The organism is Paenibacillus sp. FSL K6-2524 (assembly GCF_038005525.1).
Taxonomy (GTDB): Bacteria; Bacillota; Bacilli; order Paenibacillales; family Paenibacillaceae; genus Fontibacillus; species Fontibacillus anaericanus.
Genome location: NZ_JBBOSP010000002.1, coordinates 19,354 through 40,880, shown reverse-complemented (window position 1 = coordinate 40,880; position 21,527 = coordinate 19,354). Strand labels below are relative to the sequence as shown.

General features: G+C 44.5%; 29 protein-coding genes. 25 read left to right on the top strand and 4 right to left on the bottom strand.

What is annotated here, in order from left to right; genetic code table 11:
- The 25 genes from NST85_RS29240 to NST85_RS29120 all read left to right on the top strand — a co-directional run.
- On the top strand, positions 1-1,479 hold a 1,479-nt coding region (locus NST85_RS29240), incomplete at its 5' end, for a capsid protein (protein WP_341191233.1).
- The gene (locus tag NST85_RS29235) at positions 1,479-3,170 is read left to right on the top strand and encodes a phage minor capsid protein (protein ID WP_341191232.1); all 1,692 of its coding nucleotides are present in this window, start codon (positions 1,479-1,481) and stop codon (positions 3,168-3,170) included. The genes NST85_RS29240 and NST85_RS29235, both read left to right, overlap by 1 nt.
- A gap of 5 nt (positions 3,171-3,175) precedes the next feature.
- A complete protein-coding gene (locus tag NST85_RS29230; RefSeq protein ID WP_341191231.1) occupies positions 3,176-3,373 on the top strand; it encodes a hypothetical protein in 198 nt (65 codons plus the stop codon).
- A gap of 117 nt (positions 3,374-3,490) precedes the next feature.
- A complete protein-coding gene (locus tag NST85_RS29225) occupies positions 3,491-4,063 on the top strand; it encodes a phage scaffolding protein (RefSeq protein WP_341191230.1) in 573 nt (190 codons plus the stop codon).
- Positions 4,064-4,081: 18 nt separating this feature from the next.
- Positions 4,082-5,035: a major capsid protein gene (locus tag NST85_RS29220; protein WP_341190716.1), complete on the top strand. Its 954-nt coding sequence runs from the start codon at positions 4,082-4,084 to the stop codon at positions 5,033-5,035.
- 1 nt (position 5,036) lies between these two features.
- The gene (locus NST85_RS29215; RefSeq protein ID WP_341190715.1) at positions 5,037-5,489 is read left to right on the top strand and encodes a hypothetical protein; all 453 of its coding nucleotides are present in this window, start codon (positions 5,037-5,039) and stop codon (positions 5,487-5,489) included.
- Positions 5,489-5,800, top strand: a complete 312-nt coding sequence (locus NST85_RS29210; protein ID WP_341190714.1) for a hypothetical protein — start codon at positions 5,489-5,491, stop codon at positions 5,798-5,800. Before NST85_RS29215 ends, NST85_RS29210 begins: the two co-directional genes overlap by 1 nt.
- An 11-nt stretch (positions 5,801-5,811) precedes the next feature.
- Positions 5,812-6,177, top strand: coding sequence for a hypothetical protein (locus tag NST85_RS29205; protein WP_341190713.1), 366 nt, complete (start codon positions 5,812-5,814; stop codon positions 6,175-6,177).
- A complete protein-coding gene (locus NST85_RS29200) occupies positions 6,177-6,494 on the top strand; it encodes a hypothetical protein (protein WP_341190712.1) in 318 nt (105 codons plus the stop codon). The genes NST85_RS29205 and NST85_RS29200 overlap by 1 nt, the downstream gene beginning before the upstream one ends.
- The gene (locus NST85_RS29195) at positions 6,494-6,871 is read left to right on the top strand and encodes a minor capsid protein (RefSeq protein WP_341190711.1); all 378 of its coding nucleotides are present in this window, start codon (positions 6,494-6,496) and stop codon (positions 6,869-6,871) included. Before NST85_RS29200 ends, NST85_RS29195 begins: the two co-directional genes overlap by 1 nt.
- Complete coding sequence (locus tag NST85_RS29190; protein WP_341190710.1) at positions 6,868-7,254, top strand: phage tail terminator protein; 387 nt, start codon at positions 6,868-6,870, stop codon at positions 7,252-7,254. The genes NST85_RS29195 and NST85_RS29190 overlap by 4 nt, the downstream gene beginning before the upstream one ends.
- 9 nt (positions 7,255-7,263) lie before the next feature.
- Positions 7,264-7,719, top strand: coding sequence for a phage tail tube protein (locus NST85_RS29185; protein WP_341190709.1), 456 nt, complete (start codon positions 7,264-7,266; stop codon positions 7,717-7,719).
- 84 nt (positions 7,720-7,803) lie between these two features.
- A complete protein-coding gene (locus tag NST85_RS29180; protein WP_341190708.1) occupies positions 7,804-8,109 on the top strand; it encodes a hypothetical protein in 306 nt (101 codons plus the stop codon).
- Positions 8,072-8,452: a Gp15 family bacteriophage protein gene (locus tag NST85_RS29175; protein WP_341190707.1), complete on the top strand. Its 381-nt coding sequence runs from the start codon at positions 8,072-8,074 to the stop codon at positions 8,450-8,452. The genes NST85_RS29180 and NST85_RS29175 overlap by 38 nt, the downstream gene beginning before the upstream one ends.
- A gap of 39 nt (positions 8,453-8,491) precedes the next feature.
- The gene (locus NST85_RS29170) at positions 8,492-11,341 is read left to right on the top strand and encodes a phage tail protein (RefSeq protein WP_341190706.1); all 2,850 of its coding nucleotides are present in this window, start codon (positions 8,492-8,494) and stop codon (positions 11,339-11,341) included.
- A 9-nt stretch (positions 11,342-11,350) separates the two neighbouring features.
- The gene (locus tag NST85_RS29165) at positions 11,351-11,722 is read left to right on the top strand and encodes a DUF6711 family protein (RefSeq protein ID WP_341190705.1); all 372 of its coding nucleotides are present in this window, start codon (positions 11,351-11,353) and stop codon (positions 11,720-11,722) included.
- Positions 11,723-11,726: 4 nt separating this feature from the next.
- Entirely contained in the window at positions 11,727-13,760 is a 2,034-nt protein-coding gene (locus NST85_RS29160) for a polymer-forming cytoskeletal protein (RefSeq protein WP_341191229.1), read from the top strand.
- 66 nt (positions 13,761-13,826) lie between these two features.
- The gene (locus NST85_RS29155) at positions 13,827-14,354 is read left to right on the top strand and encodes a hypothetical protein (RefSeq protein WP_341191228.1); all 528 of its coding nucleotides are present in this window, start codon (positions 13,827-13,829) and stop codon (positions 14,352-14,354) included.
- A 66-nt stretch (positions 14,355-14,420) separates the two neighbouring features.
- Entirely contained in the window at positions 14,421-14,810 is a 390-nt protein-coding gene (locus tag NST85_RS29150; protein WP_341190702.1) for a hypothetical protein, read from the top strand.
- A 236-nt stretch (positions 14,811-15,046) separates the two neighbouring features.
- Positions 15,047-15,274, top strand: coding sequence for a hypothetical protein (locus NST85_RS29145; RefSeq protein ID WP_341191227.1), 228 nt, complete (start codon positions 15,047-15,049; stop codon positions 15,272-15,274).
- Complete coding sequence (locus tag NST85_RS29140) at positions 15,228-16,493, top strand: pyocin knob domain-containing protein (protein WP_341191226.1); 1,266 nt, start codon at positions 15,228-15,230, stop codon at positions 16,491-16,493. Before NST85_RS29145 ends, NST85_RS29140 begins: the two co-directional genes overlap by 47 nt.
- Positions 16,494-16,505: 12 nt before the next feature.
- Positions 16,506-16,856 (top strand): hypothetical protein, encoded by a 351-nt coding sequence (locus NST85_RS29135; protein WP_341190699.1) that lies wholly within the window; start codon positions 16,506-16,508, stop codon positions 16,854-16,856.
- A gap of 1 nt (position 16,857) precedes the next feature.
- A complete protein-coding gene (locus NST85_RS29130; RefSeq protein ID WP_341190698.1) occupies positions 16,858-16,998 on the top strand; it encodes an XkdX family protein in 141 nt (46 codons plus the stop codon).
- Between the two features lie 99 nt (positions 16,999-17,097).
- A complete protein-coding gene (locus NST85_RS29125) occupies positions 17,098-17,556 on the top strand; it encodes a phage holin family protein (RefSeq protein WP_341191225.1) in 459 nt (152 codons plus the stop codon).
- The gene (locus tag NST85_RS29120) at positions 17,556-18,284 is read left to right on the top strand and encodes an N-acetylmuramoyl-L-alanine amidase (RefSeq protein WP_341191224.1); all 729 of its coding nucleotides are present in this window, start codon (positions 17,556-17,558) and stop codon (positions 18,282-18,284) included. Before NST85_RS29125 ends, NST85_RS29120 begins: the two co-directional genes overlap by 1 nt.
- Before the next feature lie 97 nt (positions 18,285-18,381).
- On the opposite strand, the gene NST85_RS29115 is transcribed toward NST85_RS29120, so the two are convergent.
- The 4 genes from NST85_RS29115 to NST85_RS29100 all read right to left on the bottom strand — a co-directional run bounded on the left by NST85_RS29115 (position 18,382) and on the right by NST85_RS29100 (position 21,426).
- Positions 18,382-18,621, bottom strand: coding sequence for a hypothetical protein (locus NST85_RS29115; RefSeq protein WP_341191223.1), 240 nt, complete (start codon positions 18,619-18,621; stop codon positions 18,382-18,384).
- Between the two features lie 220 nt (positions 18,622-18,841).
- Positions 18,842-20,116 carry a tyrosine-type recombinase/integrase gene (locus tag NST85_RS29110; protein WP_341191222.1) on the bottom strand — a complete coding sequence of 425 codons (1,275 nt, stop codon included), beginning with the start codon at positions 20,114-20,116 and terminating at the stop codon, positions 18,842-18,844.
- An 81-nt stretch (positions 20,117-20,197) separates the two neighbouring features.
- Positions 20,198-20,659, bottom strand: a complete 462-nt coding sequence (locus NST85_RS29105; RefSeq protein WP_341191221.1) for an ImmA/IrrE family metallo-endopeptidase — start codon at positions 20,657-20,659, stop codon at positions 20,198-20,200.
- Between the two features lie 17 nt (positions 20,660-20,676).
- On the bottom strand, positions 20,677-21,426 hold the full coding sequence (locus tag NST85_RS29100; RefSeq protein ID WP_341191220.1) for a helix-turn-helix transcriptional regulator: 750 nt from the start codon (positions 21,424-21,426) through the stop codon (positions 20,677-20,679).
- Positions 21,427-21,527: the final 101 nt, after the last annotated feature.

Below are 21,527 nucleotides of genomic sequence, written 5' to 3'. Positions count from 1 at the left end.
GTACTCAGGATACAACCCGCACCGGAGAACAAGACGTTTATTATTCGGGAGCCGTTTAGCTATCGTACTAACGTCTTGCGTAATAGGCTGTGGTATCGTGGCGATCCGTCAGAGCTGGAGCAATTTTATAAGCAATCAGCAATGGACAACGTGAGTAGTTCACGCTTTTGGGCAGCCGTACCTAGTGAGAATCGACAAATCAGAAAGATCCACAGCGGATTGCCGGCTATGATCGTTGAACGTTTGGCCGATATCGTCGTATCTGATATGGATAAGATTGAATTAGCAAATAAGGCTCTAACTGAACTATGGAAAGAGATCGGCGAGGACAATAGTTTTGATGAGCTGCTGGGTAGCAGTCTTATTGAGGCATTGGTTGAAGGTGATGGAGCTTTTAAGGTGACCGTCGATACAGAGATAAGCGACTACCCTATTATTGAGTTTTACGCCGGTGATAAGGTCAAATACAAGCGTGAGCGCGGAAGACTTCAACAGATCATCTACTACACGGACTACCGACATAACGACAAGGATTACCAACTTGAGGAGACATTCGGCAAAGGTAAGATTGGATATAAGCTCCTGAGTGATGATGGCAAAGAAGTTCCACTATCCATGGTTCCTGAATTATCAGGTCTTGATGAGACAACATTCACAGGCGAGTATATATGGGGTGTCCCGTTGTCTGTGTTCAAATCTCCTAAATGGCCGGACAGAGGAAAAAGCGTGTTTGATTCCAAAGCTGATTCATTCGATGCATTGGATGAGGTTATAAGTCAGTGGTGGGACGCTATTAGGTCAGGACGTGTACAGAAGTACATTCCAGAGGACCTATTGCCGCGAAACCCTGAAAATGGATTACCGATCAAGCCTAACCCTTTTGATATGGACTTTATAGCGGCTGGTAAATCATCGTTTTCGGAGGATGTGAAAGACCAAATAGCATTAGTCCAACCGCAGATATTGTATGAGGCTTTTGTATCGTCTTATGCTTCCGCATTGGATATGTGCCTACAGGGAATTATCAGCCCGGCCACACTGGGGATCGATCTTAAAAAGACCGATAACGCCGAAGCACAGCGGGAGAAGGAGAAAGCCACGCTGTATACCCGTGGAAAGATCATTGAGCGGCTGAATGAAGTGATTCCACAATTGGTGTCTGTGGTACTTAAAGTTTATGACAACATGCAAGATAAGACTCCTGGTGACTATGAAGTCACAGTAACCTTTGGGGAGTACGCTTCTCCTTCATTTGACTCCGTGGTTGAAACAGTGGGCAAGGCAAGATTAAACGGTACCATGTCCATTGAGCAATCTGTCGAGCAAATGTATGGTGACACTTGGACCAAGGAGCAGAAGGCCGAAGAGGTGCGGCGGCTTAAAATTGAGCAGGGATTAATTGAGAAGGAAGAACCCGAGACTCGTGAGAAGGACGATCCACCAGGTACCGAAGATGAGGACTTGGACGGTGAGGAATAATGTCCAAGAAAGACCCGTACAGCCTACGTGATATTTTCGAGGAAATGACACTTAACCTGATTGCCAGTATGAAGCGTAACCTGTCCCGTCATGAGATTGAAGAGGACAAGGTAGGCTTTAGGTTCGATCAATGGCAGCTAGCTAAACTTCGTAACTTGAAATGGTTTCGCAAGAAGAACAAGGAAATCATTATTGATGCAGGAAAGGAAGCCAACAAGCTGATTGATGAAGTATTGCAGCAGGAGTTTAAATTTGGAGAGGATAGCGTAGAGATCGTAGCGGAGAAGGCCGTAAAGTTAAAAGGAGAGATTGATTTTCCGAAGGACTTTAAGCCGCCAGCTAGGGAGCGGGTAAGACCTCTGCAAGTAGATCCTTCCAAAACTGTACCTGATATGGACAGACCTCTTCCCGAGTTACCCAAGCCACATAGCAAGCTACCCAAGGCACCGCCTGAATCAGATTTCTTTGGCATGAATGAGAAGAAACTGGGAGCATTGCAAGACAGTGTGAAAGGTGATCTTAAAGAAGGTAGAGAGGCTGTATTACGCAAGATGGATGATGTCTATAGGCAAACCATCTTTAAAGCCGAGGCGCATATGGCTAGTGGGTTTATGACGCTTGATCAGGCCATAGACAAAGCAACAAAGGACTTTTTGGAACGTGGGCTTGATGTCATCGTGTATAAGAATGGCCGTCGTGTCCCTATTCCCACATATGCTGAGATGGCACTTCGTACAGCGTCGCAACGGGCTACGTTCTTGGGTGAAGGTAAAAAGCGAGACGAATGGGGTATCTACACCGTAGTAATGAGTAGTCATGATAACTGCTCTCCTTGGTGCATGCCTTATCAGGGTACTGTCATGATTGATGATGTGTATACGTCACTGAGCAAGGAACAAGCGGCACAACTATCGAAGGATACCGGATATGGATTGCTATCCGATGCTATGAAGGACAATGCCTTTCATCCATCTTGTCGCCATACATTGGCTACGTTCTTTCCTGGTATTACTCAGCTACCTAAGCCTGCAGATGAGGAAACGGCAAAGACCAATTATGATGCTGAACAGCGGCAGCGGTACATGGAGCGTATGATTCGAAAGTATAAGCGTTTGGAGATTGGATCCATAGACGAAGCTAACCAAGCAAAGTATGGTGCGAAAGTTGTTGAATGGCAAGAACTCCTTAAGCTGCACCTTGGAGAGAACCCACAGCTCCGCCGTGACAAAAGGCGTGAACGCATTGACGGTGAAGTTCCTGCATCTGAGCGTAAAGAGCGCTTGAAAAATGTTGAGCTTAATGCCAAGATTGAGGAAACAAAGGCATACATTCGATCCGATCAGCAACCTAAGAGTATCTTAAAAGGCCAGCATAATAAGCACGTACCTGGTACGCATGAATATAAACAGTATGTGGATAAGCTGAAAGCCATAGAGCAATACGGTCCCGCTAGGATTGATTTAAGTCCTGATGAAGTTGAAAGCTTAGTCAATCAGTACGCAGGAACGGGAAAGATCACGATCGGTAAAAATGGCTGGGATAACAAAGAACTAATTATTACCAATGATCGGGTCGTGGGTACTGTGGTTGATAACCGGACAGGCATGGAAGCTGAGACGACTGTATTTAAAATCCATTACGGTAAGAAGGGCGTTCATATCGTCCCTGACTATCCGAGCAAAAAGAGGTGAGTAAGGTGGATCCATTAACAAGCTATATGCATAAGCGACTTCGCATTCTGACCAAGCAAGGGGAAATGTTTGAGGGTGAAGCTATCACCTACGATGTCGGCATTATGGAGGATCGGGACTATGATTCAATTGGACTTGATCAAGGCACGCATATTGCAATGATCGATGAGCCAGATATTAAAGGTATAGAAGTTATTAACTAAGGCACTCTCGAATAATCGGGGGTGCTTTTATTATGCCCTGTCATACGGCTTAAAACTGGGCAAAAAACCATCACCGGACGAGACCGGGATACCTAAGCGAAGATGGAGGAATTAATCATGACTAAAGAAGAGTTTATAGCATTAGGTTTTACGGAAGAACAGGCTACAAAGGCGGCAGAGGCTTCACTAAATGAGTTGAAGACATTTATCCCCAAACACCGTTTTGACGAGTTGACGGAGGAAAACAAGACTCTGAAAGCTACGGTTAAGGAGAATGGAACGCAGCTTGAAACATTAGGTAAGACGGCCGGATTATCCGAGGATCTACAGAAGGAGATTCAACGACTACAAGATGAGAATAAGACAGCTGCTACCGAGCATGAATCCACGTTGAAAAAGCTAAAGTTGGATAACGCCATTAAGCTTGCAATCACAGGCAAGGTTCATGACGAGGATATGGCTATTTCTCAACTTGACGCTACAAGGCTTGTCGTTAGTGATGATGGTAAAGTCGTTGGTCTGGATGAACAGATTACAACTCTGAAAACATCCAAGGCATTCCTTTTCAAAGAGGACAGCCAACAACAGCAACAGCCACCAGGTATTAGGGTAGGTGCACCAAGAACTGAGCTACCTGCAGGTGGTCAACTCTCATTAGGAGATGCGATTGCCGCACACTTCACAAAATAAGATTGGAGATGATTTGAAATGGCAGTAACATTGGCAGAAGCAAAGAAAAACGTACAGGATCATATTACATTGGGTGTTATCGATGAGTTCCGGAAGAATAACTTCCTCTTGGAAAATCTCATCTTTGATGATGCAGTTTCACCGACTGGTGGAGGCGCTACCCTAACATATGGTTACACTCGGTTGATCACTCAACCTACAGCCGGATTCCGCGCTGTTAACACTGAGTACACGCCGCAAGAGGTTAGTAAACAGCGATATACGGTTGACCTTAAGGTATTCGGTGGGACGTATAAAATCGACCGTGTAATCGCCAATATGGGTGGTCTAGCCAACGAGGTTACACTGCAAATGCAACAAAAGATAAAGGCGGCTCAGGCAGTATTCAATGACAATGTAATCAACGGAGATAGTGCGGTTGATGCATTGGCGTTTGATGGGTTGGATAAAGCCCTGACTGGTTCCAGTACTGAGTATGTGCCAACTGCCGCAATCGACCTATCAACGTCAGCGGCGATTGACACTAACTATAAGGCGTTCCTTGATCAGTTAGATGAATTCCTGATGGGGTTGGACGGAGCACCATCCGCTATCATGGGTAATCTTAAGTTGATTGCCAAGATCAGAGCTTGCGCGCGTCGATCCAGTGCCTACACCACTACGCTAGATGAGTTTGGCAAGCAAGTTGAGAAGTACAACGAAATTCCATTAGTTGATCTTGGGGCGAAAGCGGGATCAAATAACCCTGTTGTCGCTACCAATGCTTCGGGAGAAACAAGCATCTATGTTCCGCGTCTTGGCTTAGATGGTTTCCATGGCGTGTCTATGGCTGGTGTATCCCCTGTACAAACTTGGTTGCCTGATTACTCTACTTCGGGAGCTGTTAAAACAGGTGAAGTTGAAATGGTAGCAGCAGTAGCGCTCAAGGCTACTAAAGCCGCAGGGGTAATGCGTAAGATCAAGGTATCTTAATATGAGATACAAGGATGATCTGGCAAAAGGATATGTGAATGGTTATTATGTCGGACAAAGTGAGGGGTCTAGACTTGTTGATGGTCTAGCCCCTAATGCTAATGATGGCCTTGGAAATGTAAGGTCATTTGAGCATGTAGGAACTGTTACACAAGATGGATCCACTCCTAACTCACCTGTTCCAGCAGACCTAGTATCATGGAAAGCTACAGGGGAAGAGGGACCACATGAAGGAGTAGTATATGTACAGTATGAGTTATTGGACGTTGATGACAACGTAATACCATTAGACGAAGATAACCTTACGTACATTACCCGCGATGGTAAGGAACTCAAACCGGATGCAGACTCGACACTGTGGTTTAACAAGTCGCTCCCTCATGGGAGATATGTTTTTGAGATTAAAACAGCGGTGAACGTGATCCATGTTGCGCCGCTAGACTGGAGGGGTTAATGATGGCGAAAGTAATTGCACCGAATAAGGAGTACACAGGGCTATCCGCAGGGGTAGCCTTTGCAAATGGAGTAGGGGAAACGGATAACACTCACTTGTTGGAATGGTTTGAATCTAAAGGTTATGAGGTTGAGCAACTAGAGCCAGAACAGGAAGAAATTCCTGTAGAAAAAATGACGGTTCCGCAGCTTAAAGAATACGCCACTAAGAATGAAATCGATCTTGGAGAAGCATCCAAGAAAGAGGACATTTTGAAGGTCATTCAGAGCGTTCAACAAGTACCAGACCCTGGTAAAGAAACAGAAGAATAGGCGGTGATCATATGGCCTACGCAACTACAGCGGATTATGATCGTTACGGGGACGGTTCAATTCCAGCGGAACAACTGGATAAGGCACTGGATCGGGCAACCGACCAGGTAGACCGCCTGACATATAATCGCATTGTGGCGAGGGGCTTTGATAGCCTTTCGCCTTTTCAGCGTACCAATGTGATTAAGGCTGTTTGTCAACAAGCCGACTTTACTTTTAAATACGGTGAATATTTGACCATGCCACTCTCAGGGTACAGCGCAGGAAGCACCAGCATGTCATTTAAGGCTACAACCGGAGCTGGAGGAGTACAAACTACAGATGCCGTGATTGACTTGCTCATGCCTACAGGCTTGGCAAATAGGGGGTTCTGTTGATGCGCTTCCCCTTTCCAAGATGGAATCAGGTTACCCCAGTCAAAGTCTATCAAACTGAGCAGGGTAGAACTGGCGAGAAAGAAACACTTATCTATGATAAGAAGTGCTTTTACGACGAGAAGTCACGCCAAGTTATGGACGCTGAACGCCGTTTGGTGCTGCTCTCAGGGCTGATTCTCATAGAGGGTGACATTAACCCAGGCGTATTGATAGAGGGATATGTGATCATCGATGGTGAGCGTAAGAACATCTATCGTGCAAAGAGACCACGTAACCCTGACGGTACCGTGTTTAGTACCGAGTTGGAGCTGAACTGATGAAGGTATCAACTAAGGTTACGGTGAATGCGGCAGCTCTTAAGCAATTAGAGCTGATCAGCCAACAAGCCGTTGAAATGACAGCCGAAGCGGTTAGGACTGATATTGTCACATCACAAGTCGTTCCGAAGCAAAGAGGGACATTAGAGCTTAGCGGTCACGTCGTCGTCGTGTCCAATGGCAAAGTTAAACTAGTCTATGACACTCCATATGCCCGTCGCTTGTACTGGCATCCAGAGTACGACTTTAGGACTGACAAGAACCCTAACGCTCGTGGTAAATGGATGGAAGCTTATAAATCAGGCGAGAAGAAGGTATTTGTCCGTGATACATTCGGTAAGTTTGTAAAGCAGCTCAGTAAGGGGATGATCAAATGACGCTAAACGATGTTGTTGATTGGTTCGAGACGGTCATTGATTCCCCGTTTTGGTATATTGGCAAAATCGACGGCAAGAAACCACAATGTATAGGTTTGTATAACACATCTGGAGCCCAGCCACGTATCGCTATAGGCGGACTGGAAGCTACCGGATATGTTATCAAGCCTATTTCTATTCTCGTCCATTGGGGCAGGGATTCAGACATTGCAGAGCGCAAAGCTCAGGAAGTATATAACGCCCTGTTTTGTCAGTCTGCAGAGATCGGCGGTAAGCGAGTGATCATGTTTAAAATGGTCTCGCCGCAGCCGGTTAATGTCGGTACTGACTCAGAAGGAATCTACGAATATGTAATTGAAACACACATTTATCATGAAAGGTAGGTTGAAATTATGCCATTAGTAACAAGTGGAGTATTTCCGGTTTTTAATATCGAATTTAAAATCGGAACTAAAGGCCGGGCTAGTACGGAGCTGGAAATGTTGATAATCAAGGATATGGAAACATTTCAGATTGCGATTGATACGAACGTAGAAGAGTGGACCCCAATGGAGACAGAGGGCTGGACACGGCGACTGGCGACAGGTAAAGGGTTTGCAATCACATTGAATGGTAAGCGACATGTAGGCGATCCAGGTAATGACTACGTAGCAAATACAGCGTGGAAGTCCGGCCTTGATTGCTCCAGCAAAGCAGAGATTGTATTCCCAGATGGAAGCAAGCTGGTATTTGATTGTATCGTTAGCGTGTCGGCTCCGAACGGTGGGGACAGTACGGCGGTGTCAGCACTTGAATGTGAACTTATGAGCGACGGGAAGCCCGTGTATACACCAGCAACGGGGGAGTAATAGAGCCTTCCCCGTTTAATCTGCAGGGGGATGGGGAAGGTGAATCCCTTGCACAAAATACGATCGATGAGGAGATAACAAACAATGGCGAAGAAGACAATTGATATTACAAGCAAATTAACCAATGACCGTCCGGTATTGAAACTAGGTGAGGGATTAGAATTTGAAGTTGATAATGGAAAGAATACTGTACTTGGAATGCAAGAAGATGGCGGTTTAGAGCAATCGTTAGAACTATTACTGGGCAAAGAAGCTGTTGAAAAAATCGAAGCATTGAATTTGTCATTTGAAAACTATCTATATGTATTCTTTGCCGCATGTTCAGCGGCTACAGGTGAAGATATAAAGGTCATTGAGGCCCGATTTCAACGGGGACGCCAAGAAGTCTAAGATACCACAATGGTATGATTTATATGATGATTGGGGACTGATTGAGGCATCTATTGCCGCTCAATATGGGATAAGACTACGGAGTGTATCGGACATGTCATGGGATGAGTTTTGCACTTTGTTAGCCGGAATCATGCCAGAAACTCCACTTGGTCAGATTGTAAATATACGCAGCGAGAATGACCGCGAAAAGATCAAGGCTATGTCACCTGAGCAACGGCGGATCCGAAGTGAGTGGAGAACAAGAGGGGTTAAAGAAGTCCAATGGACAGAGGCGGATAAAGTTAAGGCAATGCAGGAAGTACAACAGATGTTTATAGAATTATCCGGGGCACCTCAATAAGGGGTGCCTTTTTGATTTGTCTGGCGAGGGGGTGAACATATGTCAGATGAAACAGTCGGCACAGTCAGTTTAGGACTGGAGCTTGTAGGCGGTAACGATCTTACCAAGCAGATTACAGCTGCTGCTGGAACAATAGGCGGTCAGTTGACTAAGTCATTACAGTCTACCTTTGGAGGATTCAGTCTAAAAGGATTTGCTGGGAATATATCGCAGACTCTAAAATCAACGACTGAAACGGCCATGAAGGGCATCATCACAGGTATGGAGGAATCGGTATCCGCTGCAGAGGGGCGGCTACTTAAAACCGTATCAGTTACTAACGATGCCATGCTGAAATCTATTAATGATAATAAGGCGGCTGCTGAAAGTGCGATCGACAGCGTGGCGGCTAAGCTTGGCACGCTAAAGGCACCGTCATTTTTTAAAGGATTAGTACCCAATATGCAACCGGCTGCAGCCGCCGCAGCTAACCCAAATGTGACAGCACCTAAAACAGCAGTGACAAAGGTTAAGCCAGAGATTGACACGGAAGCTGTAAAGGCTCAGATTAGCGGATTGACGGACGTATTGGACAACGTTAACGCCCGGATCGAAATACAGAAACGGAAACTAAGCGATCTGAAAGAGGCATACGCTAACACTTTCAATGATACGCAGAAGAACGCACTGCAAGAGAAGATTGTTAACACCGAGGCCACACTGTTACGACTAACTAATACGAGTGACAAGACCGCAAAAAAGATGTGGGATCTAGAAGACAGTCTTAAGAATGTAGGGCAAGCCGCACAGGCTGTAGAACAACCAGTCGCCAAATTGGGAAGTAAGTTGGTTCAGACCAATAAGCCTTTAAAATCCACAAGTGGGAACCTGAAACAAGCGGCAAAGGCAGCAACAAATACTGGAGCAGCGATGGACGGCGCTGGAAAAAAAGCTGGCGGGATGGGTAACTCCTTTACTCGTGCTTTTGCTCGTATCCTTAAACAGGTATTTGTCTTTGCTGTGTTGTATAAGGCCATCCGGGGATTTGGGGAGTATCTTAATAGCTCTCTTAAAACTAATGCCCAGTATGCTGCGTCTCTCAATGCGATCAAAACCAATCTAGCGGTGGCGTTTTCACCAATCTATCAAGCCATACTCCCGGCTCTCAATGCGTTAATGGCTGGTCTAGCTAAGATCACAGCCTATATTGCTGCTTTTATTAGCGCCTTATTTGGTAAGACATATCAACAGTCCTATCAAGCTGCTAAGGGAATTGAATCAGCAAAGAAAGCCATGGCGGGGTACGGTGGAGCCGCGAAGAAAGCAGGTAAGGAAGCCAAGGGCGCTCTTGCTGGATTTGATGATCTTAACACTCTTGACTTCGCAGGCCCTGACGATGCGGGAGCAGATGCCGCTGGGGGCGGAGCTGGTGAAGGCTTTGAGATGGCTACGCCTGATATGGACATTACAGGGATACAAGGGAAAATGGATACTTTGGCAGCTGGTATCAAATCCACATTTGATAAGGCGTGGGGTGGTGTTAAACAGGGGTGGGACTGGGTAGTATCAACATTTGGACCATCATTTCAGACTGCTTGGGGTGAGATTTCTCCTGTACTAGATCGATGGAAAGAGCAATTCAAAAAAATGTTTGATGATGTAATGACATTAGGTGAGCCCTTAAAGAACTGGATCAATAACGATTTGGTACCTATGTGGCAAAATGGCATTCAATTGGTAGGGCACATATGGGCTGGGCTTGGCGATAGTTTGCAAAAGGTCGTATCTAGTATATGGGAAGCGGTATTCCCTATCATTGATAAGTTTGTGACGGAGGGATTGCCTCGACTCACAGAGTTTCTTACAGGTGTACAGGAAATATTACGTAAGCTTTTTGATCTAGTTAAAGAAATATTTGATGACATTTGGAGAGATGCTATCGACCCCGCTATGCAACTTGTGTCAAAGATCATTAGAGATGTTCTAGATATCATTTTTGATTGGTGGGACGAGTGGGGGAAGAAAATTGTCGATGGTATAAAAGAGGCATTAGATAATATCAAAAAGCTTTGGAATAACCTATGGGATAACTTCCTCAAGCCTTTTATTACTAATATGCTTGATATGCTCACACAGCTTTGGGACAAACATCTTAAAGGACTTGTCGAAGAGATCGGTAAATTTGTGGGGAAGTTGGTTACAGCTGCATTAGATATTTTCAACAAATTTATTATGCCGATAGTCAATTACCTCGTCGAAAAGCTGGGGCCTACATTCAGTAATATTTTTTCCTTTATCGGTGATGTTGTGGGTACCGTTGTAGGTGTCATTGCCGATGTACTAAAAGGCTTGATCAAGTCGTTAGGTGGCGTAATCGACTTTATAGCTGGGGTATTTACAGGAGACTGGGAGAAAGCATGGAACGGCATAAAAGACTTCATGGAGGGGCTAAAGGATGCCATAGTTGGTATCTTTAAAGGTGCGATAAACCTAATCATTGATGTAATTAACTTCATGGTTCGCCAAATAAACAAAATAAAAGTCGACGTTCCGGACTGGATGGCTAAGTTAGCCGGAATTGAGGGGGGGACTATTGGGTTTAACATCCCTACTATTCCGAAGCTGGCTAAAGGCGGCTTAGCCTATGGACCAACACTTGCTATGGTCGGAGACAACAAAGGAGCTAGTGCCGATCCAGAGGTAATTAGTCCATTGTCTACACTCCAAGATATGCTTGGGTCTAGCAATCAGGCTGTAGTCGAAGCGATCATGATGCTCTACGATGCATTAATCAATAAGGGCGACAAGGAGACAATATTGAAAATAGGTGAAGCAGAGTTCGGGCGCATGGCGGCCCGGGCTATTGGTAGTGCGGAGCGTCAGGCTGGGCGTGCGCTGTTCGCCAGATAGGAGGGCACTATGGGTTTAGATTTTAGAATTAACAGACAGGAGACTGGAGATTACCCCTCGCCTTCTTCTCTAACTGTCACAGTACTGGATTTAGATGACGGTGAATCATCTGTTAGAACAGCTGATGGTTCTTTAAATCGTGATCGGATTGCGGTTAAACGGCAAATTGAGGCGACTTGGGGAATGCTCAGATGGTCTGAAATGTCGGCTTTGTATAAGGAAATGGAAGATGTGTTCTTTCCTGTAACTTATCCCGATCCCATGACAGGCAAATATGAGACCAAGACCTTTTATGTAGGTAACCGTCCCGCACCATTCGCCGTTGCCAAAGGATCGGAAATTATGTGGAACGGGTTGAAAGTAACCCTAACGGAGAAGTGATGCTATGTATCCAATATCACCGATATTTGCCGATTATCTAAAACGGCATGATAAGCAGTATATTGTTAAGGCGGTTATTGACGGTACCGAGTATAGCAGCGCTAGTATCGTTGAGTTTAGTATTGAGAACGTAATGGCTGGCGGCGAAGAATTTGAGATCGGGACGGCAAACCCGTCCAAATTGACTATAAAGCTTCGTCTACCTGATGCGATCAAACCTAATGCTAAAATTATCCCTTATCTGTCGTTGTCGCTGGATAGCATGAATTGGCTTGAAGCCGTATACCCGTGGGAGCAAATGGATATACCCTGGACGGCAGGAGCAACTGAGTGGCTACCATTAGGGGAGTTTTATGTAGATAGTCGAGAGAAGATCAATGACGTTTGGACATATATCTGTTGCGACAAGTTGATTACTACCGAGGTAGCCTATATCTCTCAACTTAATTACCCAGCAACTCAAAAAGCCGTGTTTGATGAGATATGTAACCGGATAGGTCTTGTCTATGACAGCAGCGTAGTTATTAATCCTAACTACAAAATTCAGGCGGGGCCAGCCGGTTATAGTTGCAGACAGGTCCTTGCTTATATTGCAGGGGCTAATAGCGCTAGTATCTTTATGGGCAAGGATGGCGTCATGCGATTCAAACGGTTCAGCGCTTCGGCTCCTGCCGTATTCGAGATGACAACAGCCGATTATATTCGGGTTAAGCAAACCAATCCAGTTAAGACCTATACTCGAATCGTGGTCACCTACAATACGGAAGACAAGCTTACCTTTGAGGCAGGAACTGGTGATGATAACCACACACTTTACCTTGAAAATCCGTTTATGACGCAAAGCATGGTTAATGCGTTGTTTGTGTCTTTGAATGGCTTATCTTATCTACCGCTTACAATGGACTCCCGTGGTTTTCCTCAACTCGACCAGGGAGATATGATCGGCTTCGAACAGCGTGAAGGTGGTAGCTGGATTGATACCAATACGCCATGGCAGGAGATGAATATTCCCTGGGATGGCATTATGAGGTATACATCTTTCATCTTACGGCAGACATACAGTTTTAAAGGCGGCCTTACCCATAAAATCGAAGCTCCATCAACCTCAGAGCAGCAAAGCGAATTCGCTCTTGAAGGGTCGCTTACCCAGCAGGTGAACAAGCTCAACGAAAATGCAATTCGCTATGGGAAGCCATACTTTGGGATTACTCACTCACGCACTGAGGGTATTGTCGTTGAAAGAGAAGACCATAAAAGTAAGCTAACACTTAACTCCGATGTGATGGACTGGAGAGTAAACGGTCAATCTAGCTTGTATTATGATGCACAGGCAAATAAGTTAAAGTATACAGGACACCTTGAAGCCGCAACGGGCACATTCAGTGGAGATCTTAAGGCGGCCGGAGGCACATTTACCGGAACTTTACAGGGCGTTGATGGTACATTCAGTGGTAACTTACAAGCTGCAAGCGGAACTTTTAAGGGTAACTTGCAAGCAGCCGGGGGAACATTTACCGGAACGTTGGACGGAGTTGATGGCAATTTCTCAGGCACTATTACAGCTTCAACCATCATAGGTGGGCAGATCAACGGGACCCGAATTGTGGGCGCTGAAATTATGACCTCGGAAGGAAGTTACCCTCGGGCGGAAATGAGTAGTTCTCAGCGTATGTTTGGAGCTTGGTCTTCAAGCAACAACGGCATTGAAATGCGTTCTGTAGGCTCAAATTCACTGTCAGAGCTTCGTTTTACAAATGGCGGCGCATTTGCATCTATGAGCTTACCTGGTTCGGGCTTGTTATTAGATGGATCAAGATTGACAATGGAGTTCATGGAAATATATATGCGAGGGTATAACGGTGTAACAGTACCGGGGTGGGACAGACTTAGGTCGGAGGATGATGGTGAGTCCATGCGATCAGCACTTAACAGAATGAATGATCTTGCGTATAACATGACTTTTGATAACGCAACAAGGAATTTAAAGCTATGGAGCAGGAATGGTTCTTTGCTTGCTCAAGTTAATATTCCGAAATAACTTGAAACTTCTTCCTCTAGTAGTCGATAATATAAGTAATAGATTAAGTACTAGGGGGAAAGTGAATTGAAAAAGTTTATTGCTGGAATTATTGTTGGAGCACTATTGTTTGGCGCTATGCCCGTAATGGCGGCACAAGTTAAAAGTGTTCTTGGTCAAAAGGTTACTGGAACTTATACAGTCCAGAAAGCGGATGGAACTAAGATCGCCGAAGGTGCTGTAATTAACGGATCGGCGTACGTGCCAGTAAGAGCAATAGCCGAGGCAACCGGAACCGATCTTGATGTGAAAGGCAAGGTGATTACGTTGGGTGAGCTACAAGCAGATGAGCAGTTATATGTACTGCAGAGTCAAAAAAATGTCCTTCTTGATAAAATCAAGGTTTCGCAAGCTGCCGTAACTCGATATGAAACTGATGCGATACCTCGGGCAAAGGAACGTGCTGAAGGCTCTATAACTGAGGTGGAAAAGAATCAGCGGACAGATTTCCTAGATACCCTAGTCAAACAGTTGGATCAATACAAAACCGAACTTACCGATCTACAGAAGCAACTTGCTGACATCGATACAAAGTTAGAAGCACTAAACAAATAACATACCACTACATTTGGTCTCGCTTATGGTGGGGCCTTTTATTATGCCATGAAAGGGTGAAGGAAGATGCATTCATTAGAAATCAAGGATAGATCAATTTATCTGGACGGCGTTCCGCTGAAGGGGGTTATTGATTACAAGCTTGAGGATTCTGTTAATCACGGTGCTCAACTTTTAGTAACGTTATTGGTGGACACTGTGAAGGTACTACCTCCGATGATAGGAGCTACCAAAGAGGCTGATGGTCCCGAAGTCATTTCACCATTATCAAAGCTGGAGGAAATGACTGGATGTCAAACGAGGTACTACGGAATTACTGCCGATAAAACGAATGGCGGTCTCGCTGAACAAATCCGTCAGATAGTGAGAGAGGAAATAGCCGCTCATGAAGAACGGCTAAACAAAACATGGAAACCATTGATACCAAGCTCGTATCAACCCGATACTCAGGATTGACGAGTACTTTGATAAGCGTGGACAAGTTCTTTGCTGATCTCATTGAATTTTTCTAAAAATTCTTTTGGTGACAGCGATTGGATATCATAGTTCTTTTCCAAATATAAGAGAGCTAACTGGTCTATGCGATTTTCGAAGCTAGACAATATTAAAACCTCCCTTCTATCGATTATAGGACATCAATCCTACATTTCGACATTTTGGGAGGTCTTTCCTTTAGAAAGAAGGTGAATGACTTGGCACACATACAACCGGTAGTAAAAGTAGAACTTGATCCGCTGAACCCTGTCCCTGAAATATGCGCGGTGATCATGGCCGTAACTCCATATCATCATGGACAAGAAGAAGCTATTTTGCTTGGTGTTAAAGAGGCTATAGAGCAGCGACTAGCACAACTTAAGAAAGGAGATGAAGTACATGGCGAATCGGTTCGCGAACCTAGTGGGAAGCAAGAAAATAAGTGAAGACTTTAATAATATCAACATTGGATTTGACCGTGTACAGGCTGAAATGGACGCGGGGGATGCTGTTGCAGCTAACCATATAGCAAATGCCAATATCCATGTTACTGCAGCTAAGAAGGCAGAATGGGACAGTAAGGCACCAGGTAGTACAGCTACCGACCTGGTAGCCCATAAAGCCGATCAGGTGGCCCACGTAACGCAAGCCCAGCATGATAAATTAGATGGGATAACGGACGGAGCTGAGCCAAATCAAAACGCATTTGCAAAGGTCAACGACATTGCCGCTGCGGATCCATCATCACAGTTTTATATCATTGGTGGAGTGGGGATCACGGTCACCACGAACCCACTTAGTGGAGAGGTAACTGTAACCGCTACGGGTGAAGCGGCTCCAGGGGCACACGGTGAGACACACACTGAGCATGGGGCGGATCCAATCCCTAATGCAACGATTACCGAGGGAGGCTTGTTGTCTGCTGCTAGGTTGGCTGAGATCGTCGCACATGGTGAATTGTTAGAAGAACATGCGACGGCTATTACGGTCTTGGAAGAAGGGGTGAATGATTTAGCAGGAGCAGGGCGTACTACTGAAACCGTGAAAGGTAACGCCGAGGATATCATTGCTGTTAATGCGCAGTTGGCGGATATTGCGAATAGTGGATTTGTTGGTACGTTTAAACCAATACCCGTGTTTACGGATTTTAACAACCTAACTACACCTGGGACATATCACGGGGTATTAAACGTTGCATACCTCCACGAGCCTATATATCCTAGTGCAGGAGCAAGACGTGTAACTATTATAGTAGAGGCTGATCCCAGTGGTTTTTTTAAGCAAAGGATTATATATAATGCGGGGGTTAATGCAAATAGTGAGTATTTTAGAGTATTTGATGCACCAAATTGGAGTGATTGGTCGCAGGTACTTATAACCGGTAGTAATCCGGCGAGTATAACCGATAATGGTTATCAAAAACTAGCTAGTGGACTTATCTTACAATGGGGCACTCTTGTTAATGCCGCCAGCGCTGTCGCTACTCACCCTTTATTCCCGTTAACTTATCCTAATAAGTGCCTACATGCATCAGCTGTCGTGGATATATCAGGTGTAAGTTTCGGCCCAGTCGCAAACGTGTTTTCTATAACAAACTCACAACTTGGTATTGCTCACAACGCCACTGGCAACAAAAACATTATGTGGTTTTCAATTGGATACTAGGGAGGGATCAATTTGAAATTTTTTGCACAATTAAACGACTTGGGCAAGCCGACAGCCTTTTACAACGATGACATACACGCAGAGATCCCGGAGGATGCTGTAGAAATTAGCGTAGATGATTGGCAATCATGCATCAGCGAGCAGGGTAGGTATAAATTTGTTGACGGCAAGTTGATTGATCGCGATCAGCAAGAAATTGACGATGATGCCGTATCTGTCCCGATGGAGCCTAGCGTGATTGATGAGTTAATAGCGGAAAACGCTGAGTTATGGTATGAAAGTATGCTTCAATCAGCAAAATTCGAAGCGAATGAAACTGAAATATCGGCATTATGGTACGAAGTCATGATGGGAGGTATGTAAAATGGTGTGGTTTAATCGGATAAAGAAATTCTATGATGCGAATCTATGGACTAAGCAAATGGTCGCCGATGGAGTCACCGCTGGAAAAATCACAGCGGAGCAGTACGCGGAGATCACGGACGATCCTTATATGACGGAGTAGGACGATACTACGCAACACAACTAACGCCATCATAGGCGTTTTTATTTTGCCTTCGTAGCCGATACGGGGGCTATTTATATTATCGAGAGGATGGTAAAAGTGGATAAATCTAAATATTTAGTATCGATCGCCGGTGCCGTTTTGGTTCCGGCTTTTGAATTTTTATACGGATCGGGTGATGTGGTGTATTATGGCATGCTTGCATTGTTATTTTTTATCGGTATGGATTGGATTAGCGGGGTAAGGGCTGCTAAAAAAGATGATACTTATGCCAGCGAATATGGGATTGACGGAGTTTTTCGGAGTTTCTTCATGTTACTTCTCCCCGCGGGAGGTCACTTCGTTGACCAGCTATTTACCTTACCTGGTGTTGTGTTTGGACTATTTGCGGGTGGACTACTATTCCACGTCCTCAAATCAATGACAGCTAATGCAATTCGGGCAGGATGGGGTAACCGGTTGCCTATTTCTGCTCTTAATTTCGTAATCAATTTTGTGGGAAGCGAACTGGACAATAAAATCAAGCGCGCTGAATCGCGCAAAGGGGAATCACTATAATGAAGAAAGTATTTATAGATGCTGGTCATGGCGGCACAGATCCCGGAGCAGTTGGTAATGGATTAAAGGAAAAGGACATCGCTCTTGCGGTGTCTCTAGCGATTAAGCAGCGGCTGGAATCTGAGTATGAAGGTGTGCAAGTAATCCTCTCCCGTAGTATCGATGTGTTTCCTAGCCTAACAGCACGTACCAACGCCGCTAATAAATCAGGAGCAGATATCCTGGTATCTATCCATTGCAATGCAGGAGGAGGCGCAGGTGGGTTTGAGACGTTTCGGTATACGTCGGCTTCGGCTGCATCGGCTGCACTTCAAAACGTCTTGCATACGGAGATTATGGCACAATTAAAACCGTACGGTGTAAACGATAGAGGGCTGAAATCTAAGGACCTTCATATGTGCAGGGAGAGTAAAATGCCGGCTGTACTGACCGAGAACCTATTTATAGATGTGGTGAGTGATGCGGCTAAACTTAAGCGAGCTGACGTTATCAAGGCTATTGTTAGTGGTCATGTCTCAGGGATTGCTAAATACCTAGGATTAAACAAGAAGGAGGTTGTACCAGTGTCCAACTCAGATAAGGTTACTATAATTGTAAATGGTGTACGAGTGGCAGATGGTAAGTTATTAGATGGTGTTACCCTGGTCCCTCTACGAGCAGTGGGTGAGGCACTAGGGGCAAAGGTAGCTTGGGATAATAAGAGTAAAACAGCAACGATCACGAAGTAGTTTACAACATATCCCAAATGATTTATACTCTTCTCAAATCCGATAGCATCGGTAAAGCCCCCGCCAACAAGTTTAGGTTAGCGGGGGCCTTTTCTAGTTAATCCTCTATCGCCCAGTCCGATGATACGCTATCTACGTAATGCCAATAATCTGACCCTTTATTTCTCGACTGAATATAATAGTTTCCATCACTCCGTGAAACACGATCCACGCGCCATTCCTTATCGCCCTTAACAAAGTAATGATAGGCCTCAGTGGTTTGAATGTGCTTCGTATTCGCAAGACAGATTCCATCTATTAAAACTAGCATTGCGCCACCGACTGTCATTTCTTTCATATCCGTATCGCTCCTTGGTTAAATTTAACTTGCCCACAACTTGCCCACAAACATACCGTGTAATGCGGTGTTTTGGGGTGCATTGCTACAGGGAAAACATGCGCCATTGTGCATTTTCACGTAACCTTTGTTAGTTCACTAGACAAATGAAGTTTATGATAAACGCTGTAATGGCGCGGTGTTTTCGAGGGGTTGCCCACAAATTGCCCACAAAGGGCGATTATATGGTGGAGATGAGGTCTTGCATGAGGTTATCGAGTTTATCGACATTAGCTCGTCTGCGTGCCTCGGTTACGTGGTAGTAAACTCGCTTTGTCATTTCGTCTGTAGCGTGTCCGAGTTGTTTTTGAATGTCTTCCAGTGTCGCGCCAGCCTCTGCGCTTAGGCTCGTAAATGTATGCCTTAAACTATGCGGGGTAATGGCGGGCGAAAGTTTGGCTGATTCTAAAGCGCCCTTCAAGGTGTACTCTGCCGTCGATACTGCTAACGGGTAGCCAGGATTGTTTCTATAACTTATGAACAGAAACTTGCGTTTTTCATGCGTGTAAAAACTTGGACCACTAAGCAACCGGAAAGCTCTCAGGTCTGATCTCTGATTCTCTATTACTGATGCTACAGTCTCGCTGAAATCGACAGTCCTAATTGATGGGGCATTCTTCGGTGTTACCAGCTCATATTTTTGAATACCTCCCTTTGGAACGTACAGGTTTGCTATAACTCGTAGTGTCCTCTTTTTAGTGTCAACCCGGTTGTCGTCAAGGGCACACAATTCTCCGATTCGCAAACCAGTGTAAGTCAAAATAAACACAACACGGTAAAGTTGGCGAAGACCAAAAGCAATCTTTGGGTTGTTTTCCTCTGAGGCCATTTGCTTAATGGTCTTAAGCAGCTCAATTACTTCTTCCTTTTCGAGGTAGTCAGGTAATTCAACATCTGCATCTAAAACTTCAAGGTCATCGAATGTTTGTTTGACGGCAGGTTTAACAGCCTCAGCCGTAGGGTCGGTTGCAATAACCTTCATCCGCTTAGCGAGTTGGAAAATCATACGTATTGTGGAGTAAATAGCGTTAACCGCGCTTTGTTTAAGCTCGTGCTCATCTCGCAGTGATATGAAGAAGTTCTGAATTCCTAAAGGCGTGATATCTTTTAATTTTACACCCAAGAATTCTTTCCTTGCATATTTCAGATGAGCGTATTTACCCTCGATTGTTCCAGGCTTCAATTTTTTCTCTGCGGCATATAGCTCTATGGCCTGCTCAGCCCAGTCTATAAACAGAATGTTTTTTTCGTCAACGTAAATACCTTCGATGAGCTTTGCTTCGATGATAATTCCTGCCTGGTATGCTTCTTGGGGGGTTGGATACGATATTGTGTCCTTTTGACTCCGGCCTTTTGAGCCATCAGGATTGGTGATCGGCACATCATAACGATACGTATAACCTTTTCCTCGTTTACGCACATTAGGCGGCAATTCCTCTTTCTTTTTTCTAGCCATTTCCTTATTCCTCCTTCCGAGCGAATGTATGTTCTGTTTTTATCTATAGTTAAACAGCCTTGCGACTGGAAAGCACGAAGGTTAGATATTAATAAATGAGCACTCGTCTGTCCAAAGCCCCTTTTTAGGTGGCCTTTTCAATAGGGCTACCTCTTCCGGCACGCCGCAAATCGCTGCCGCTTCGTAGATCGTTGCGCCCTCAAGAAGCAACTTGTCCGGTATAAGTAGTTCCACTGCGAACTGGTTAGCCTGATACTCGATTTTATCAACGGACTGTAGCGTATTCGCTCGAAGAAAAGGAGTACTAATTCCTTTGTGCAGCAAATGGTGTCCAAGTTCATGCGCAGCGGCATAGCGTTGTTGATAATGGGCAATAAGCTTATTGATATGAATGCAAGGAATACGACAAACATTAGTATAATATCCCCATGTGTTAAAACCTAAATCTTCAAGCAGTATCGTGATGTCCATTAGTTTTATAAGTTCGAAGGGGTCATTAGTCTCATGTTTTCTGTTAAGCCGTTGAGCAAGCTTTTTCTCCATGACTTGTCCTCCAAATGCTATTCTTCGTTTCTATATTTTTTAGGTGTAAACTTTTTCTTGGCCATTTGCTTCGACATGCGGAGCGTATTTTCTAATGAGATGCGAAGTAATTCCCGATCCTCGTCATCCATAGGCTCTCCCATGAATTGAAATGCTTGGTTCCCACTACCAAGGCCATCCATCATCTCTTCTAGCATCTTCGCAATGTCATGCTCGTCTTTATCTGTAAGGGCATAGTATGGTTGTTCTTTTGGTGCTGCGATTGTTTTTGGTTCGTAAGATTTGCTTAGAACGTTTTGCTCTTCTGCCTTTTTGAATTCTAAGTACGCGTTAACATCACCTTTAAAGTACTCATCTATTGCTTCGTCATACATTTCATACTTAATTAAAAATTCCTGTACGGTAATACCAAATACGGAAGTTATGGCATTTAAAAGTTCGGATGATATAGGAATGATATTTTCTTCTATTTGCGATAGTGTTTCAGGTTGTATATTAAGTTTGTGTGAAAGCTCTTCTAAGGCCATTCCTTGTTGGACTCTTTCCTCCTCAATAAACCACCCAATATCAAATATATTTCCCCAGCCTACCAGTTCATCTATTTCGACTTTGAAGAAATTCGCTACTTTTTGTAACTTTTCCAATGAAGGCGAACTTTTTGACCAATTATAGATAGTGCCATTACCAAAGCCCAGTGTTTTTTCTAGTTTCGGTATTGTCGTACTGTTTTTTATGCACAAAACTTTAATGTTATCGACTATTTCCATACCAAAAAACCCCCTAAATAGATAATAATCAAACCAAAACCGATAATAATCAATTTTAATGTTGACCAATAGATAATAATCGGTTAATATTATCCCAACAG